Source organism: Cruoricaptor ignavus, from assembly GCF_014961145.1.
Taxonomy (GTDB): Bacteria; Bacteroidota; Bacteroidia; order Flavobacteriales; family Weeksellaceae; genus Cruoricaptor; species Cruoricaptor ignavus.
The window spans coordinates 628,914-645,342 of sequence record NZ_CP063145.1 but is presented as its reverse complement, the minus strand read 5'-3'; the positions used below and the strand labels follow the sequence as shown (position 1 = coordinate 645,342).

Sequence of the window (16,429 nt, the reverse complement as noted above, 5' to 3'; positions counted from 1 at the left end):
ACTAGTAATCAATCAATTACCATTAATCATCCATTAAAGCCTTCCGGAAAGGCTTCTTCCGGCTTCATCTTCATCACATTCAGAAGAAACCAAGTTTTCAGGAAGCCATAGCCATACGAAAAATGCTGAATGTAGGTAGCAATTACGGCGATTCCTGCTATGCTAATGTTCATCGTGGTGAGCATTGCGTGGAAAAATACGAGCAGCGTGTAAAGGCCGTAAAGCGCCAATACGAAGCCCTGTTTCAGCACGAAGTATTCGATGAATGCGAGGAAATAGCCAATCAAAAACAGCGATGGAAATGCAAAGCTGAGCTTCACGAATTTTGGATGCCTTTGGTTGAGAATCGGCCTTGCGCAGCCAAACTGATACACCTGTTTTGAGAATTTTCCCAAATCCACACGCCTTTTGTGGTAAACCGCAATGCCATCGAAAAACGCCGTGGTAAAGCCATTTTCCCAAAGTTTCATCGATAAATCTGGGTCTTCGCCTACACGCATTTCCGAAAAACCGCCCACTTTCAGAAATACCGATTTTTTCACGCCCATATTGAAGCTTCTCGGCTGAAATTTCGTCACTGCTTTTTTGCTTCCGCGAATTCCGCCGGTTGTAAGTACGGAAGTCATCGCGTAGGAAATCCCTTTCTGCATCAGGTTGAAACCTTTGTGCGCACGGTCTGCACCGCCGAAAGCATCGCACGAAATTTCCGCGATATTTCGCCGCACATTGGCAATGTAATCCTTTTCCAGAATCACATCAGAATCCAGGAAAATCAGCCATTCACCGTTGGATTTTCTCCCGCCGAAATTTCTCGACAAACCAGGGCCAGAATTTTCTTTGCGAAAAAACTGAATTGCCAATATTTCATTAAAAAGCTCAATTGTTGGTAAAAGTGAAATTTGAGAGCCATCGTCCACAACGATGACTTCGAAATCCTTATCAGTCTGAAAAGCCAGCGAATTCAGCAGTTCGAAAAGCTCATCCTTCCGGTTAAATATTGTAATGACGATGGAAAAAGTAGGTTTCACAAATTATTGGTTATCAGTAAATTTCTTTTTTTTAGAGCCTTCATACATTTCGTATTGCAGGAATCTTGTTTCCAGTTTTCCGTTGAAAAGTTTGATTTTTCGTGAAGGCCTAAGTCCGATTTTTTTCGCAGCTTCAAGGTCAGAAGTGATAATCCAGGCCAAAGTATTAGGGTATTGATTTTTGAAGGTATCGCCTATTTTTTTGTAAAAATCGTAATCCTGAATTTTCATCCGTTCATCGTATGGTGGATTGAAAACTATCAGCAAAGGAAAATGTTTTTTTTTCGTATCGAAGAAATTTCTCTGCTCTATTTCAATTACATCCTCAAGTTCTGCCGCTGCAATATTTTTCCGCGCATTATCAATTGCCTCATTATCAGTATCATAGGCAATAATTTTCCCGCTGAATTCCTGAATTCTATTTAGGCGGAAATTCTTGATTTTCGTGAAAAGTTCGTCGTCATAATTTTTCCAGTTTTGGAAACCGAAGGATTCCCGGAAAATCTGCGCCGGAAGTTCCATCGCCATCATTGCCGCTTCGATGGGCAGGGTTCCGCTGCCACACATTGGGTCCAGGAAGTTGCCTTTGCCGTCCCAGCCTGCGATTTGAAGCATTCCTGCTGCCAGAACTTCGTTCAGCGGCGCTTTGCCCTGCGCTTTTCGGTAGCCTCTTTTGTATAGCGGTTCACCGGAAGAATCAAGCGAGATGGTCACCAAGTCTCTGTCGATATGCAGGTGAAATTTGATGTCCGGATTTCTCGTATCGATGTCCGGTCTTCTGTGGAATTTTTCCTGAAAAAAATCCACGATGGCGTCCTTCATTTTCAGCGTCATAAAGCGGGAATGCGTGAAGCGGTCGGAATTTACCGTGGCATCAATGGCGAAAGTTTGGGACACATCCATAAATTCCGACCAGTCAAAACGCGCCAATGTGTCATAAAATTTTTGCTCATTGAAGGCCTTGAATGAAAATATCGGAACCAGGATTTTCACTGCCGTTCTTGCGGAGTAATTGATTTTGTAGAGAAATCCCAAATCGCCGGTGCAGCTTACAGCGCGGTTTTTCGCCGCCACATTTCTGCCGCCCAACTTTTGGATTTCCGCTGCCAGCACTTCTTCCAGCCCGAAAAATGTTTTTATTTGAATTTCCAGATTTTCCGTATCCACAATTTTACTTTTCGCAAAGACAAATTTACTCTAAATTTGCAGAATTGTGGTTGAAGTTCTGTTGATTCTCAGCGTGGTTATCGGCGCTTTAGTGGGTGCGAAGTTTGGCCGCCAGAAAGTTTTGGCGAAAAACCTGCTCATTTTTGCGGCGGGCTTTCTCATCGCCATTTGTCTGAACGAAGTCTTCCCAAGCGTTTATTCATCGGGAATTCACGGCATCGGGATTTTCGTGATAGTTGGCGTTTTGCTGCAGCTGGTTTTGGAAAGTTTAACGAAAGGCTTTGAGCACGGCCACATTCATCACGGCGATTCCCAAGGCATTCTGCCGCTTTCGCTGATGATAGGGCTCGTTGTTCACGCCTTTATCGAAGGCATACCATTGGCGGAAAATCCGCGCGAAATTTCGCCCTACCTTCTCGGGATTTTGTTCCACAACCTGCCCAGTTCCTTTGTGTTGGGCGCCTTCCTTTTCGGTTCGAAAAAAATCAAATTCGGCGGAATGCTCACCGTGGCACTTTTTGCAATCGCTTCGCCGCTTGGTATGTGGCTTGGCCGCTTTTTCGATGCATCGCTTCAGCCGTATTTTCTGGCGGTAGTTGGCGGAATCTTCCTGCACATCGCATCCGCCATCATTTTTGAATCGAATAAAAATCATAATATCGATTGGCAGAAAATTCTGCTCGTGGTTTCCGGCATAGCCTTAGCCTTGCTTAGCCACAATTTCCATTACCATTAACAAAAAAAAACTTCGGATTTTCGCCCGAAGTTATTCGCTAAATTCTCATAAAATATTAAAATCTCCAGCCGAGCGTTACTGTAAAGTTGTTTTGGGTATTCTTCACCTCGGATACTACGGATCCGTCGTTCCCGAAATAGCCGTTTGGATTAGAATAATTTGTGGAAAAATATTGCGTGCCTGCCGGGTCATTTCCATACAGGAAAGGGTTGGAAAATTTAGAGCTGATATTCTGGTAAGCCGCATCCACATAAAATGATTTGAAATCATAGCCCAGCCCGATGCCAAAAGTGTTGCGCGTGCCAGCGTAGAGATTGTCGTACTTCACCTGGCTTGCCGTGTTGTTTTGCGCCACGGTGTAAAGGTTTCTGTCGCCAAAAGGATTGGAGGCAAATCCATAACCACCACGAATTCTGAACTGATTAATTCGGTATTCCGCTCCTGCGCGCACCTCCGTGCTGTTTTTTCCGTCCTCGAAAAAGCTGTTCAGTTCATCCTCCAAGTCCTTATCTCCGGTGGTGAATTTCGGTTTGCTGATGCCTTGGATTAAATCCACATTGAAGGCAAAATTTTTCGAAGGCACAATTGCCGCACTTGCCGAAAGCTTCATCGGGGTGCGTAAATCGCGTGATTCAGTATAAAGTCCATCGTCATTGGAGTTTACAGGGCTGTAGTAATAATAGCTTCTGTCGATATTCCACCAGGTGGGAGTTTCCAGCGCCAGCCCCAGGCGGATTTGGTTATTGATTTTACCAATCACGCCTATGTTGGCAGAAAATCCGGTTCCGTCTTCCCCGTAGGGCGTGTATTGTTTGAAGTAGCTGTCAGTTAAATTTTCTGCCACGGAGCGCATAGACGCAGTATCGTATTGGTCGATGCTCGCATTATGAAGGTTCAAACCGATACCGAAATAGAGTCTGTGATCGTAATTTGCACCCGCAGCCAGGGTAGTTTTAGCCACATTTCCCGTTCTATCATACGCGTGACGCACAAATTGGAGCTGATCCTCTGGGAACTGGAAGGTGATGCTGTTCTGCCCACGGCTCTCGAGATATTCTTCCGCGGATTTCGAGGAAAAACTAAATCCGAGATTCACATTTTTAATCTTCGTGTTGCCGCCCTCCGTGTTGAAAACAAGGATGCCACCAGCCTGCCCGACATTAGCATTGTTAATTTTAAAGCTGTTGCCCTCACCGAAGAGGGTGCTTTCATTTTTATTACTCTGAATGAGTAGAGACGCCGATACTTCGCTGGCGATGGCAACTCCCACACCGGCAGGGTTCACATTTACGGAGCTGATATCCCCACCAAGGGCGCCCATAGCTCCAGCCATTGCATTGTATTTTGCGGAGCCCTGGGGTGTGGTATCATAGACTTCCATCGCATTCCTGACGGTAGAGACATCCTGCGCCCAAGCAGTGCTGAATGCAGCGGTAAGGAATGCTGCTGCTATACTTTTTTTAAACATTTTTGAATTTGTAAAGTTATTTTAAAATTATCTGCTGCCCCCGGTACGGAAACCTCCGGTACGGCTTCCGCCTGTACTGCCGCCACCATAGTTCCCGTTGTAGCCGCCGGTTTGATAGCTGCCGGAGGAACGGTAAGAGTTATCCCGGTAGGTGTCGCTGCGCTGCTGCGAAGGAGTTTCTCGGTAAATACTTCTATTACCCATCCCGTCGGATCTGCTCCTATCCGCGCCACTATATGGGCGCTGCCCCTGCGGGTAGCTGGTGCGGAATCCTGCATCCCTACCGGAGTATGCCGGCTGAGATGCTGAGGAACTTCTCCCGTTATTGCCGTCAGTTGGATAGCTGTTTGGCCCGACATTTCTGCGCGGAACACTATAGCGGTAAGGTACGCCATACCCATAATAATCATAATAGTATGGGCCATAATACGGCGAATAGTAGTAAGGAGAATAATAATAAGGTCGATAGCCATAGAACCCTCCGTAAAATGGATCACCATACCAATATGGATTTACACCATAGCCATAATATCCACTATACCACGGGCTACCCCAGCCAAAACTCATCCCGAACCTGCCGCCATAATAAGGGTGCCCCCAGCCGTAGCCAAAGCTACCATACCACGGCGCATAGGCGCTTCCCCAGCCGCTATATTGGGTCTCGCTTCCCGCATATTCTCCCCAGTCGGAGTCGGATTTTTTCTCGTTCCAGTTGCGCCTATAGCCCTTTCTGCCATAGCGGGCTATATCTTCCTCGGTTTCCGGCCTTGCGCTGTAGTCATAATTTTCATCCACCCTATTGCCGGCGTAGCCCTTGTATGTGCCTTGGGGTACGGTATCCCGGCTCGGGTCGTAATACACACCGTCGGTCTCGCTGTATCCGTTCATATAGGATCCGCAGGATGCGAGGAGTAGGCCGGCGGAAAATGCCAGAAAAGAATTTTTCAGATTTCTTTTTAAAAATTTATCAAAGATATTTTTTTCCATGATGTCAGAAAAATGTATTTCAATTATCTTTGCACAAAAGCCAAAACTGTACCATATTTATAATATGTCAGTTTGCAATTCGCTTCTGGCTTTTGATTTAAAATTAAAGGAAAAGTTAAATTTTATGACAAAATTAACGACCCGTGCGGAAGATTATAGCAAATGGTATAACGAACTGGTGGTAAAAGCCGACCTGGCGGAAAATTCCGGTGTGCGTGGGTGTATGGTCATCAAGCCCTACGGCTACGCCATCTGGGAAAAAATGCGGGATGAGCTGGACAGAAGGTTTAAGGAAACCGGACACCAGAATGCATACTTTCCGCTGTTTGTGCCGAAAAGCCTTTTCGAAGCGGAAGAGAAAAATGCCGAAGGCTTCGCTAAGGAATGTGCCGTGGTTACACATTACCGCCTGAAAAATGATGCCGAAAATCCAGGGAAATTAATCGTGGATCCGGAAGCCAGGCTGGAAGAAGAGCTGATTGTGCGCCCAACTTCCGAAGCCATCATCTGGAACACTTACAAAAACTGGATTCAGAGCTACCGCGATTTGCCGATACTCATCAACCAGTGGGCGAATGTTGTACGCTGGGAAATGCGTACGAGGCTGTTCCTTCGCACCGCAGAATTCCTTTGGCAGGAAGGGCACACGGCGCATTCCACCAGGAAAGAAGCGATGGAAGAAACCGAGAAAATGCTGGAAGTGTACGCCGATGTTGCGGAAAATGTGCTTGCCGTACCGGTAATTCGCGGCGTGAAAACGCCGAGCGAAAGATTTGCCGGCGCCGATGAAACCTACTGCATAGAAGCGATGATGCAGGACGGCAAAGCGCTTCAGGCTGGGACATCGCATTTCCTTGGGCAGAATTTTGCCAAAGCCTTCGATGTGAAATTTACAAATAAAGAAGGTCAGCTGGAATATGCGTGGGCAACTTCCTGGGGCGTTTCCACAAGGCTGATGGGCGCTTTGATAATGGCACATTCCGATGATAATGGCCTAGTGCTTCCACCGAAATTAGCGCCAATTCAGGTGGTAATCGTGCCGATTTTTAAGGGTGAAGAGCAATTAAACCTAATCCGTGAAGTGGCGGATAAAATCGTGGCAGAGCTGAAACAAAAAGGCATCAGCGTGAAATTTGATGACGATGACCAAAACAAGCCCGGCTGGAAATTCGCAGAATACGAGCTAAAAGGCGTGCCGGTAAGAATTGCGATGGGTGCAAGGGATTTGGAGAACCAAACCGTGGAAGTTGCACGCCGTGATACATTGACGAAGGAAGTAAAACCGCTGGAAAATATTGCAGAAAATATTGCGCAACTTCTGCAGGAAATTCAGGACAATATATATAGGAAGGCTCTGAAATTCCGCGAGGAAAATATTACCAAGGTGGATACTTACGAAGAATTTAAAAAAGTGCTGGAAGAGAAGGGCGGCTTTATTTCCGCGCATTGGGACGGCACAGCGGAAGAAGAGGAGCAAATCAAGGAAGAAACGAAGGCTACCATCCGCTGCATTCCTCTGGATAATGATTTGGAGGAAGGCGTTTCCTTAATCAGCGGAAAACCATCGAACCAACGGGTGATTTTCGCGAAAGCGTATTAAGTTAACATAAACTTAATATAAATTTCAAAAGAAAATATGACATTTTTCAGTTTTTGGAATAATAATTGCTAAGATTCACCAGAAAAACAAATTATTATGTCAGTAAATTTAATTGATCTAATCAAAGGACAACTTGGTCCTGCCCTGATTACTCAGGCATCAACGCAATTTGGCGAAAGTGAATCCGGAATCAGCAAAGCGATTAGCGGACTGCTTCCTGCAGTGGTTGGCGGTATGGCTAGAAATGCATCAAACCCTACGCTTCTTGATGCAATTTTTGGTTCTGCAAGCCAGGGCTATCTAAACAACCTTGTCGGAGGCACTTCTGATAACTCCGTAATCTCAGCAGTACTGAATACGATTTTCGGCGGCAGAGCTAGTGATTTATTTTCATCTGTAGCATCTTTTGCAGGTGTAAATAACTCTACTGTGAATTCCCTTGCAAATATGGTGACAGGCGCTACGCTGGGTACTGTAAGCAAGTATGCATCTGATCAGAATCTTGACAGAGCGGGCGTTTCCAGACTGCTAGAGCAGCAGAAATCTCATGTTTCCGCACTTCTTCCTGCTGGTCTTTCACTTGCTAGCCTTGGTCTGGGTGATTTTACAACCTCTACAACAAACAACAATCTAAAAGATAAAACTATGAACACAAACAACCAAGGCAATCCTGATGTAAACAGAGCAGGCAACACGCATGTAAATGTGGACAGAAAGGATAACAATTCAATCTGGAAGTGGCTTCTTCCGCTTCTTCTGCTTCTTCTCGCAGGATGGTTCCTTTGGAAGCAGTGCGATAAGAAAAATCCTGAAACCCCTATGCAGCCGGCTGATTCCACAGTTGTTGTAGAAGATTCTACTATGGTAGATACAGCAGCCGTTACAGCTCCTGCTAACCGTGGAGAACTTCAGGACATTGACCTAAACGGTACCGCTCTCAGAGGCTATCCTAATGGTCTTGAACAGAGAATGATTTCTTACCTTCAGAGCGGTCAATACGCAAATGCCAACGAAGAAGGTCTGAAAGCTGTATGGTATGATTTTGATAATGTAAACTTCGTACACGGCTCTAAAGATCAGCTAGAGGCTGGTTCTGAAGCTCAAATTGAAAACCTTGCTAAGATCCTGAAAGCGTATCCTGATGCTAAAGTTAAAATTGGAGGCTACACTGATAAAACAGGTAATGAAGCCGTCAACAAAGAAATTTCTCAAGGAAGAGCGAACTTTATTAAGTCTCAGCTTGAAAAATATGGTGTAGGTTCACAAGTAACTGGCGCTGAAGGTTACGGATCAGAATTCGCTACAGTTGATGCTTCTGCTTCTGACGCTGAAAGAGCTAAAGACAGAAAAATGGCTGTAAGATTCTCAAAATAATTAATTTCACACTATACTCAACTCCCGGCCTTGGTCGGGAGTTTTTTTGTGACTAATTGTCCACATACAAAATTTGGCAGATTCTTTGTCATATTAAGATTTATAAAATTTAAATTATGAATGAAAATCAAGAATTGCCAGAAGAGCAAATAGATATTAACCAAGCGCATCCTGCAACGGAAGGGGCAAGAGAAGAACCATCTACGGAAGAGAATCAAAAATCTGTAGAAGATTTACTTTCCGAGGAAAAAGATAAGTATGTAAGACTATATGCTGAATTTGAAAATTACAAAAAGCGAACTGCGAAGGAGAAACTCGAGTTTTTCCAATTTGCTAATCAGGATATGATGGTTTCTATGCTCGCGATTTTGGATGATTTTGAGCGGGCACTAAAGGAGATCTCAAAAACTGGTAATGAAGATCTGGTGAAGGGTGTAGAACTCATCTACCAAAAATTTAAAAATAAACTTACAGAAAAAGGCTTGCAGACAATGGAGGTAAAACCCGGAGATGACTTTGATGTGGAGCACCACGAAGCTATTACGCAAATTCCCGCCCCATCCGAAGAGTTGAAAGGCAAGATTGTAGATGTGGTAGAAACTGGCTACATCCTGAACGGTAGGGTAGTCCGTTTTGCGAAGGTAGTAATCGGGCAGTAATTTTTCTAAAACAGTGGGATGGCAAAAAGAGATTATTACGAAATTTTAGAAGTACCGAAAACTGCGACGGCCGAAGAGATAAAAAAAGCTTACCGGAAGCAGGCGGTAAGGTACCACCCGGATAAAAACCCAGGCGATGCCGTGGCAGAGGAAAAGTTTAAGGAGGCTGCGGAAGCCTATGAAATCCTCAGCGATCCAAATAAGCGTGCTCGCTACGATCAGTACGGCCATGCCGGCGTAGGTGGTGCAGGAGGCTTCGGCGGGGGCTTCGGCGGCGGTATGAGTATGGAAGATATTTTCAGCCAGTTTGGGGATATTTTCGGCGGGCATTTTGGTTTCGGTGGTGCTGGTGGTGGAAGGCCTCAGCAGGTGCGCGGCTCCAATTTGCGGGTACGCATCAAGCTTAATCTTGAGGAAATGATGGGTGGCGCGCAGAAAGTTATCAAAGTAAAACGCTTGAAAATGGCTGATGGGGCCACTTCCAAAACTTGCCCTGCTTGTGGTGGTTCGGGAGTTCAGCTCAAAGTTGTCAATACAATGTTCGGGCAGATGCAGAGCCAGCAGACTTGTGCTACTTGCCAGGGAGTAGGGAAAGTTGCTGATTATATCCCGGCGGGAGCGGATGCCCAAGGTCTTATTAAAGAAGATGAGGAAGTTACAATCAGCATACCGCCAGGTGCCCGGGAAGGGGTTCAGCTTAGCGTGCGAGGTAAAGGAAATGATGCGCCGTTTGGCGGTATTCCCGGCGATCTACTTGTTTTGATAGAAGAGGAGGAACACGAGAGCATTAAGCGGGAGGGGGATAATCTGCATCAGGAAGTTTACATCTCCTTTGCAGAGGCAGCTCTCGGAACTTCGAAGGAAATACCGACAGTGGGTGGAAAGGCCAAAGTAAAAATAGATCCTGGCACGCAGTCAGGAAAAATTCTCCGATTGAACGGGAAAGGCTTGCCAAGTTTGGAGAGCTATGGTAAAGGCGATATGTTTGTGCATATTAATGTATGGACCCCGCAGCACCTTACCCCCGAGCAAAAAGAATTCTTCGAACGCCAGCTGAAAGAGGGCGAGATGAAGGCAGAACCCTCAGGAAAGGAGAGAACATTTTTCGATAAAGTAAAAGATTTATTCAGCTAAAACAAAATCCCGCAGCAAGTTTGCGGGATTTTGTTATAATCCTTCAAAATGGCTAAGCTCCTCCCTTAGCCAGTCAGGAATGGTTTCAGATTTTTTTGTAGTCATATCGATATAGACATTTACATTTTTGCCGATAGCGTGCAGTACCTGCTCTCCATCTTTACCAGTACTCACGATCGCATATTCCATATCAAAACTTTTATTGGAAATGCCGAATACCCTGGTTTTTATTACTGGATCCTTGGTGAATGGATTTATTTCTTTAAAATAATCGCATTCAATGTGGGCGATTACAAACATATGCTTAGTCCAGTCCCAGGATTTGCTCGCTGTATTCATATACTCACCTCTTGCGATTTGAAAATATTCAAAATACAGAACATTATTAATATGGCCCAGCGCATCCATATCATTCCAGCGAATGGGAACGGGCATAGAAAATTTAAAATTAGACAGGTCGGTAGATTGAGATGCCATAAATAATTTTTCGTAAAAATAAAAAAACCGCCTGAATTTCAAGCGGAATTTTTTACAAAATATTTAAATATATCAGTCTCTTTTTCTTTCAAGCACTTCATCTACCATACCCATTTCCTTTGCTTCCTGAGAGGTCATCCAATAATCACGGTCGGAGGCCTTTTCCACCCAATCGTAGCTTTGCCCAGAGTGTTGGGAGATGATTTCGTATAGTTCCTTTTTCAGCTTCAGCATTTCGCGCAAATTAATTTCCATATCCGAGGCTACACCCTGTGCCCCGCCAGAAGGCTGATGGATCATCACCCTTGAATGCTTCAGCGCGCTGCGTTTCCCTTTTTCGCCGGCTACCAGCAGAACGGCGCCCATCGAGGCTGCCATCCCGGTACAAATCGTCGCTACATCAGGCTTGATGATTTGCATCGTGTCGTAAATGCCCAGCCCTGCATAAACGCTTCCACCAGGCGAATTGATGTAAATCTGGATATCCTTCGCGGAATCTGCACTTTCAAGGAACAGAAGCTGCGCCGTCACAATATTTGCCACCTGATCATCGATTCCCGTCCCCAGAAAGATGATGCGATCCATCATCAGGCGGGAAAATACATCCATCTGTGCCACATTCATCCGGCGCTCTTCCATAATGTAGGGCGTCAAATTCGTCGGGCCATACATTCCTAAATATTGGTCAGTCGCCAAACCGCTGTTGCCAAGATGCTTTACCGAGAAATCTCTAAACTCTTTTCTAATGTCCATTTGTCTAAAATCTGTTGCCTGTTCTGTCGCAAATTTTATTCCTAATCTATTTTATGTCATTTTGTCATAATATCCGATGGAGTTCAGCGTCCATCGTGCGGCGAAGCCCATTTAGCCTCATTATTTTTGAGTAAATATCCTCTTGATTTTCCGTCTCAGACGCAGATATGGAATTTTTAAGCTTTTCAATGAGCTCCAGTACGAAGGCTCTTTTGTGACGGATTAATACATCAGAGACAAGTTTTGGCACCACCTCGTTTTCTTTGCTGAAATAAATGTCGTATTTTTTCCAGTTGCTAGTTTCATAAGGCTCAATTAATGAATCCGCAACCTTTTCGCTAAGGCCTTCTTCCATCAGTGATAGAAAGAATTTCCCAGTTCTCAGCTCACCGTTTTCCACGCCTGCGGCTATTTCGCCGATAATTTTCTTGTTGAGTTCCGACTGAATTTCGTAGCCGTCTTCATCAAAGTGCGCCAGGATTTTTTCAATTACGGTAATCTGGAAACTCTCGCCGTTTTCATCTTTTTCGGTCAAAAGATAATCCCCGTATTTCAGCATCAGTTCCACCAGTTTTTCTTCAAGAATCAGCAATGGATTTACCGTTGGCGTTTCTGGAACGATTGCTAATTTTTCCGGTTTTTCATTTCTTGGCTGAGCTGTATATTGCTGATTTTTAATGCTTTGCAATGCTTTCAGCTCATTGAATAATGCGCGCTCCGTAAGGTCAAATTTCTGCGCAACTTCCTTCAGGTAAATTTCCTGCTTTAGCGAATTTTTCACAAAAGCTATGGATTTCACGATGTCCCTTATCGCTGCCGCTTTTTTTATCGGGTCATCATTCGCTTCGCTCAGCAGAATCTCCGCCTTGAAATTGATGAAATCTTGCGCTGAGGAATTGATAAAATTTTCCACGAATTCTTGCGAATTCTTTTTTGCGAAAGAATCCGGATCTTCGCCTTCAGGGAAGAGTAAAACGCGGATGTTCATCCCTTCGGAAAGCAGCATATCGATGCTTCGGAAGCTTGCTTTTATCCCGGCTTTATCACTGTCGAAAAGTATCGTTACATTTTCCGTAAGCCGCTTGATTAGCTTGATTTGCTCGGTGGTTAGGGATGTTCCGGAGCTTGCCACCACATTTTCAATTCCGGACTGATGCAGCGAAACCACATCCATATAGCCTTCCACTAGAAGGCACAAATCCTGCCGGGAAATCGCCTGCTTGCTTTGGTTTAATCCATATAAAACATTGGATTTGTGGTAAATTTCCGTTTCCGGCGAATTGAGATATTTCGCAGTTTTGGTGTTATTTTTTAAGATTCTTGCACCGAAGCCTAAGACCCTTCCGCTAAAACTGTGGATTGGGAAAATCACCCTTTCCCGAAATCTGTCGATGCCTTTTTCATTGTAATCCGGAAAAATCGAAAGCCCGGATTTTTCGAGAATTTCTTTGGAATAGCCTTTGTTCAGGGCAAATTCCGTGAAGGCATTTTTCCGTTCCGGCGAATATCCCAGCTGAAATTTTCTAATGGTGGCATCGTTCAGGCCGCGCTCACGAAAGTACGAAAGCCCAATGCTGCGGCCTTCTTCCGTATCGTGCATCTGACTTTGGAAAAATTCGTTCGCCACTTCGTGAATTTTGTACAGCAAATCCCGATCGGTTTGTGCCTGCCGCTCTTCGTCCGTCAGTTCGCGGCGGTCTTCCTCCACCTCAATGCCGTATTTTTTCGCGGCGTAGCGCAGTGCTTCAGGATAGGTGAAATTTTCAATTTCCATCAGGAAGGAAATCGCCGTGCCGCCTTTTCCGGTGGAGAAATCTTTCCAGATTTGCTTGCTTGGCGAGACCACGAAGCTTGGCGTTTTCTCGTCCTGAAAAGGGCTCAGGCCTTTCAGGTTGGAGCCCGCCCTTTTCAGCTGCACATATTCACCCACGATTTCTTCCACACGAATCGCGCTGAAAATCTTATCAATCGTCTGCTTGGAAATCACGGGATAAAATTAAGATTTTAGGTTGAGATTTGGTTTTGTGGTTAGGAAGTTATTGTGCTGATGAAGGTTATGATGTTAGGAAGCTTGCCGAAGGGCAATCCTAAATCTAAAATCTAAATTCTACCTTTGCGGAATGAAATCCATTCAGATAAAGGCCGAGCCGTTTTTCGATTTACTGAAACAGAAAGACGCATCAATGTGGGAAATATTTTCCCAAATGATTGAAAATGAGGAAGTTGAAATTATATTCTTGGATAATGATGAGAAGATTCTCTTCACCTATATTCTGCCAGGCAATCCCGAAAAATTAGAAGCGGACCGAAAACTTTTCGCTGAAGAATTCGCACAAAAAATCGCCCAGCAGAACTGAGCGATTTTTCATATTTTTTGATAGTATTTTGATTAATTGCTAAATCTCTGAATTTCTTAATTCCTTAATTCTTTTTCGGCGGATAATTCGCCATAATTTCCGCTACAATCTGCGGAATTTCCTTCTGCTTGGATTTTGGCGAATCCACATTAATTCCCGAGCCAATGCCCTGCCAAACCAGTTTCTGAGTTTGCGCATCAATCATATCAATCACCAGGGCACCACGGTTGTAAGAATTCGTCCAAGTTCTGCCGAAGCCCACGCCAAAACCGTACGGGTAGCCGTAGCCATACACACCATAGTACGGCGCAGATTGCACATCGTTCACAAGTTTGTGGCTCGCCTTAATGTTGATAATCACATCAGGGTTTTCCGCCGGCATCAGCCCTTTGGATTGCAGCTGGCGCGAAAGCTCGTTCAGCACCCGGTCCTTATCTATGTCATTGATATTCAGGTCGTCTATCCGCAGTTTGTAGGATTTGTACTGGTTAAAATTTGCAGTTTGGGCATAATCTGAACGCACCTGGAATGGGCTGCAGGAAGCCAGCAAAAGCGTGGCCGCAGCAATGATGAAGAGCAAGTATTTTTTCATAATTCTAAATTATTGATTTTTCCGAAAACTGTCCGTTTTTTTGTCATATCCATAAGGGCAGTGCTTGCAGCCGCTTTTGCAGCAGTAGCCTCGTTTCAGGTGGTAGGCTTCCGTGAAAACCTTGTAGCCCTGCTCATTATAGTAAAAATCTTCACCTTCTTTGATTGGCGATTGTTTCATAGGTTAAAATTAGCAAAGAAAATTTAAATTTGCCTGATGATCATCGTGCTTACCAAAATTCTCAAAAACTCCCGAATCAACGGGATTACGCTGTTCCCGTTCATTTTCATCAAAAACCGTGCTGATTTGAGAAACGCCGTGCTCATCAACCACGAAAAAATTCACCTGAGACAGCAGGCAGAATTGCTCGTCATCCCGTTTTACATTTGGTATGTTCTGGAGTATTATTATCTCTACTACAAACTGAAAGACAATTACTTAGCCTACAAAAGCATCAGCTTTGAAAGGGAGGCCTTCGCCAAGGAAGATGATTTGAACTACCTGAAAAATCGCAAAGTTTTTTCCTTCTGGAAATACCGGCTTTAGCCCAGCTTTTTGCGGAAGGGATGGCTTTCGGCAAGCGAAAAACGCTATATTTGCAAAGTTTAAGGCTATGAAAAGAAGGACGATAAAGGATCTGCTGCAGGATTATAAAAAGCAGCTGCACCACGAAGTTTCTGTGAGTGGATGGGTGCGCACTTTCCGCTCGAACCGCTTTATTGCGCTGAACGACGGCTCTACGATGGAGAATATCCAAATCGTGGTGGATTTTGAAGTCTTCGGCGAAGAGTTGATTAAGAACATCAAAACCGCATCTTCGCTGGAAATTTCCGGCGAACTGGTAGAAAGCCAGGGTGCTGGGCAAAGCGTGGAAATCCTGGCGAAGCAAATAAAAATCCTGGGCGATAATTTTTCGGAAGAGATGGAGAAAACCGTGCTCCAGCCGAAAAAGCACTCGCTGGAAATTCTGCGGGAGCAGGCTCATCTTCGCTTCCGCACCAATCTTTTCGGCGCAGTTTTCCGCGTGAGAAGCGCCATCAGCTTTGCCATTCATCAGTTCTTCCACCAGAATCATTTCTTTTACATCCATACCCCTTTGATTACAGGTGCAGATGCGGAAGGTGCGGGCGAAATGTTCCGCGTTACCAATTTTGATTTGGAAAATATTCCGCGGACTGAAAACGGCGGAATTGATTTTTCCGAAGATTTTTTCGGGAAGAAAACTTCGCTTACAGTGAGCGGTCAGCTAAATGTGGAAACCGCAATGATGGGCCTTGGCAGGGTTTATACTTTTGGGCCTACTTTCCGTGCGGAAAATTCTAACACGGCAAGGCACCTTGCGGAATTCTGGATGGTGGAGCCGGAAGTTGCGTTCAATAATCTGGAGGATAATATTGATTTGGCGGAGGATTTTTTGAAATTCGTCATCAGGTATGTTCTAGAAAACTGCCGGGCCGATTTAGAATTTTTGGACAAAAGATTTGCCGAAGAACAAAAGCAGAAACCGGAAAAAGACAGGGCGAAGCAAGGCCTGATAGAAAAGCTGGAAAGTGTAACCAGCAAGCGTTTCCGCAGGGTTTCTTATACGGAAGCCATCGATATTTTGCTGAATTCTAAGGAAAATAAGAAAGGAAAATTCCAATTCCCGATTGAAAGCTGGGGTGCAGATTTGCAGAGCGAGCACGAAAGATTTTTGGTGGAAAAGCACTTCGAAAGCCCGGTGGTTCTGTTCGATTACCCGAAGGAAATCAAGGCGTTTTATATGCGCCTGAACGAAGACGGGAAAACCGTGGCAGCTATGGATGTGCTGTTCCCAGGAATCGGCGAAATCATCGGAGGTTCCCAAAGGGAAGAGCGGCTGGAAATTCTGCAAAAGAAAATGCACGAAATGCAGGTGGACGAGGAGGAGCTGTGGTGGTACCTGGATACGAGAAAGTTCGGCTCTGTACCGCATTCTGGCTTCGGACTTGGGCTGGAAAGACTGGTGCTTTTTGTAACGGGGATGAGCAACATCCGCGATGTGATACCTTTCCCAAGAACGCCGAAAAGTGCGGAATTTTAACAGAAGATAAATTTACCGGAAATCTTCCGGGCGAT

The 16,429-nt window shown here is 44.9% G+C and carries 17 protein-coding genes; 8 read left to right on the top strand and 9 right to left on the bottom strand.

Features of this window, described 5'->3' with window-relative positions:
• Positions 1-26 precede the first annotated feature (26 nt).
• A complete protein-coding gene (locus tag IMZ16_RS02960; RefSeq protein ID WP_193440426.1) occupies positions 27-1,028 on the bottom strand; it encodes a glycosyltransferase in 1,002 nt (333 codons plus the stop codon).
• A 3-nt stretch (positions 1,029-1,031) separates the two neighbouring features.
• Positions 1,032-2,195, bottom strand: coding sequence for a THUMP domain-containing class I SAM-dependent RNA methyltransferase (locus tag IMZ16_RS02955; protein ID WP_193440425.1), 1,164 nt, complete (start codon positions 2,193-2,195; stop codon positions 1,032-1,034).
• A 46-nt stretch (positions 2,196-2,241) separates the two neighbouring features.
• On the opposite strand from IMZ16_RS02955, the gene IMZ16_RS02950 reads away from it, so the two are divergent.
• Complete coding sequence (locus IMZ16_RS02950) at positions 2,242-2,931, top strand: ZIP family metal transporter (RefSeq protein WP_193440424.1); 690 nt, start codon at positions 2,242-2,244, stop codon at positions 2,929-2,931.
• Between the two features lie 55 nt (positions 2,932-2,986).
• Here the strand turns inward: IMZ16_RS02950 and IMZ16_RS02945 are convergent, their stop codons facing one another.
• On the bottom strand, positions 2,987-4,399 hold the full coding sequence (locus IMZ16_RS02945) for an OmpP1/FadL family transporter (protein WP_193440423.1): 1,413 nt from the start codon (positions 4,397-4,399) through the stop codon (positions 2,987-2,989).
• 27 nt (positions 4,400-4,426) lie between these two features.
• Positions 4,427-5,386 carry a hypothetical protein gene (locus IMZ16_RS02940; RefSeq protein WP_193440422.1) on the bottom strand — a complete coding sequence of 320 codons (960 nt, stop codon included), beginning with the start codon at positions 5,384-5,386 and terminating at the stop codon, positions 4,427-4,429.
• A gap of 124 nt (positions 5,387-5,510) precedes the next feature.
• Between IMZ16_RS02940 and proS the strand changes: the two genes are divergently transcribed.
• The 4 genes from proS to dnaJ all read left to right on the top strand — a co-directional run bounded on the left by proS (position 5,511) and on the right by dnaJ (position 10,153).
• Positions 5,511-6,986 (top strand): proline--tRNA ligase, encoded by a 1,476-nt coding sequence (gene proS / locus IMZ16_RS02935; RefSeq protein WP_193440421.1) that lies wholly within the window; start codon positions 5,511-5,513, stop codon positions 6,984-6,986.
• Positions 6,987-7,082: 96 nt separating this feature from the next.
• Positions 7,083-8,360: an OmpA family protein gene (locus tag IMZ16_RS02930; RefSeq protein WP_193440420.1), complete on the top strand. Its 1,278-nt coding sequence runs from the start codon at positions 7,083-7,085 to the stop codon at positions 8,358-8,360.
• Between the two features lie 116 nt (positions 8,361-8,476).
• Positions 8,477-9,019, top strand: a complete 543-nt coding sequence (locus tag IMZ16_RS02925; protein WP_193440419.1) for a nucleotide exchange factor GrpE — start codon at positions 8,477-8,479, stop codon at positions 9,017-9,019.
• 18 nt (positions 9,020-9,037) lie between these two features.
• The gene (gene dnaJ, locus IMZ16_RS02920) at positions 9,038-10,153 is read left to right on the top strand and encodes a molecular chaperone DnaJ (protein ID WP_073180453.1); all 1,116 of its coding nucleotides are present in this window, start codon (positions 9,038-9,040) and stop codon (positions 10,151-10,153) included.
• Between the two features lie 33 nt (positions 10,154-10,186).
• Here the strand turns inward: dnaJ and IMZ16_RS02915 are convergent, their stop codons facing one another.
• From IMZ16_RS02915 to dnaG, 3 genes are all read right to left on the bottom strand, one after another.
• Positions 10,187-10,588: an acyl-CoA thioesterase gene (locus IMZ16_RS02915; RefSeq protein WP_227411550.1), complete on the bottom strand. Its 402-nt coding sequence runs from the start codon at positions 10,586-10,588 to the stop codon at positions 10,187-10,189.
• Between the two features lie 114 nt (positions 10,589-10,702).
• Complete coding sequence (gene clpP / locus IMZ16_RS02910) at positions 10,703-11,383, bottom strand: ATP-dependent Clp endopeptidase proteolytic subunit ClpP (protein WP_193440418.1); 681 nt, start codon at positions 11,381-11,383, stop codon at positions 10,703-10,705.
• Between the two features lie 64 nt (positions 11,384-11,447).
• Positions 11,448-13,370 (bottom strand): DNA primase, encoded by a 1,923-nt coding sequence (dnaG, locus tag IMZ16_RS02905; protein WP_193440417.1) that lies wholly within the window; start codon positions 13,368-13,370, stop codon positions 11,448-11,450.
• A gap of 133 nt (positions 13,371-13,503) precedes the next feature.
• Here dnaG and IMZ16_RS02900 point away from each other — a divergent pair, with 133 nt between their 5' ends.
• Entirely contained in the window at positions 13,504-13,740 is a 237-nt protein-coding gene (locus IMZ16_RS02900) for a hypothetical protein (protein ID WP_193440416.1), read from the top strand.
• Positions 13,741-13,804: 64 nt separating this feature from the next.
• On the opposite strand, the gene IMZ16_RS02895 is transcribed toward IMZ16_RS02900, so the two are convergent.
• Positions 13,805-14,332 carry a DUF4136 domain-containing protein gene (locus IMZ16_RS02895; RefSeq protein ID WP_193440415.1) on the bottom strand — a complete coding sequence of 176 codons (528 nt, stop codon included), beginning with the start codon at positions 14,330-14,332 and terminating at the stop codon, positions 13,805-13,807.
• A 9-nt stretch (positions 14,333-14,341) separates the two neighbouring features.
• A complete protein-coding gene (locus IMZ16_RS02890) occupies positions 14,342-14,512 on the bottom strand; it encodes a DUF5522 domain-containing protein (protein WP_193440414.1) in 171 nt (56 codons plus the stop codon).
• 36 nt (positions 14,513-14,548) lie between these two features.
• On the opposite strand from IMZ16_RS02890, the gene IMZ16_RS02885 reads away from it, so the two are divergent.
• Both IMZ16_RS02885 and asnS read left to right on the top strand, forming a co-directional pair.
• Positions 14,549-14,878: a hypothetical protein gene (locus IMZ16_RS02885; RefSeq protein ID WP_193440413.1), complete on the top strand. Its 330-nt coding sequence runs from the start codon at positions 14,549-14,551 to the stop codon at positions 14,876-14,878.
• Between the two features lie 67 nt (positions 14,879-14,945).
• Positions 14,946-16,394: an asparagine--tRNA ligase gene (asnS, locus tag IMZ16_RS02880; protein WP_193440412.1), complete on the top strand. Its 1,449-nt coding sequence runs from the start codon at positions 14,946-14,948 to the stop codon at positions 16,392-16,394.
• Positions 16,395-16,429 lie beyond the last annotated feature (35 nt).

Bases quoted from the DNA above. Each gene is read 5' to 3' on its own strand.
- IMZ16_RS02915 (WP_227411550.1), bottom strand. From the start codon at position 10,588: ATGCCCGTTCCCATTCGCTGGAATGATATGGATGCGCTGGGCCATATT.
- IMZ16_RS02925 (WP_193440419.1), top strand. From the start codon at position 8,477: ATGAATGAAAATCAAGAATTGCCAGAAGAGCAAATAGATATTAACCAA.
- IMZ16_RS02900 (WP_193440416.1), top strand. From the start codon at position 13,504: ATGAAATCCATTCAGATAAAGGCCGAGCCGTTTTTCGATTTACTGAAA.
- asnS (WP_193440412.1), top strand. From the start codon at position 14,946: ATGAAAAGAAGGACGATAAAGGATCTGCTGCAGGATTATAAAAAGCAG.
- proS (WP_193440421.1), top strand. From the start codon at position 5,511: ATGACAAAATTAACGACCCGTGCGGAAGATTATAGCAAATGGTATAAC.
- IMZ16_RS02895 (WP_193440415.1), bottom strand. From the start codon at position 14,332: ATGAAAAAATACTTGCTCTTCATCATTGCTGCGGCCACGCTTTTGCTG.
- IMZ16_RS02940 (WP_193440422.1), bottom strand. From the start codon at position 5,386: ATGGAAAAAAATATCTTTGATAAATTTTTAAAAAGAAATCTGAAAAAT.
- IMZ16_RS02885 (WP_193440413.1), top strand. From the start codon at position 14,549: ATGATCATCGTGCTTACCAAAATTCTCAAAAACTCCCGAATCAACGGG.
- IMZ16_RS02890 (WP_193440414.1), bottom strand. From the start codon at position 14,512: ATGAAACAATCGCCAATCAAAGAAGGTGAAGATTTTTACTATAATGAG.
- dnaJ (WP_073180453.1), top strand. From the start codon at position 9,038: ATGGCAAAAAGAGATTATTACGAAATTTTAGAAGTACCGAAAACTGCG.
- IMZ16_RS02930 (WP_193440420.1), top strand. From the start codon at position 7,083: ATGTCAGTAAATTTAATTGATCTAATCAAAGGACAACTTGGTCCTGCC.
- IMZ16_RS02945 (WP_193440423.1), bottom strand. From the start codon at position 4,399: ATGTTTAAAAAAAGTATAGCAGCAGCATTCCTTACCGCTGCATTCAGC.
- clpP (WP_193440418.1), bottom strand. From the start codon at position 11,383: ATGGACATTAGAAAAGAGTTTAGAGATTTCTCGGTAAAGCATCTTGGC.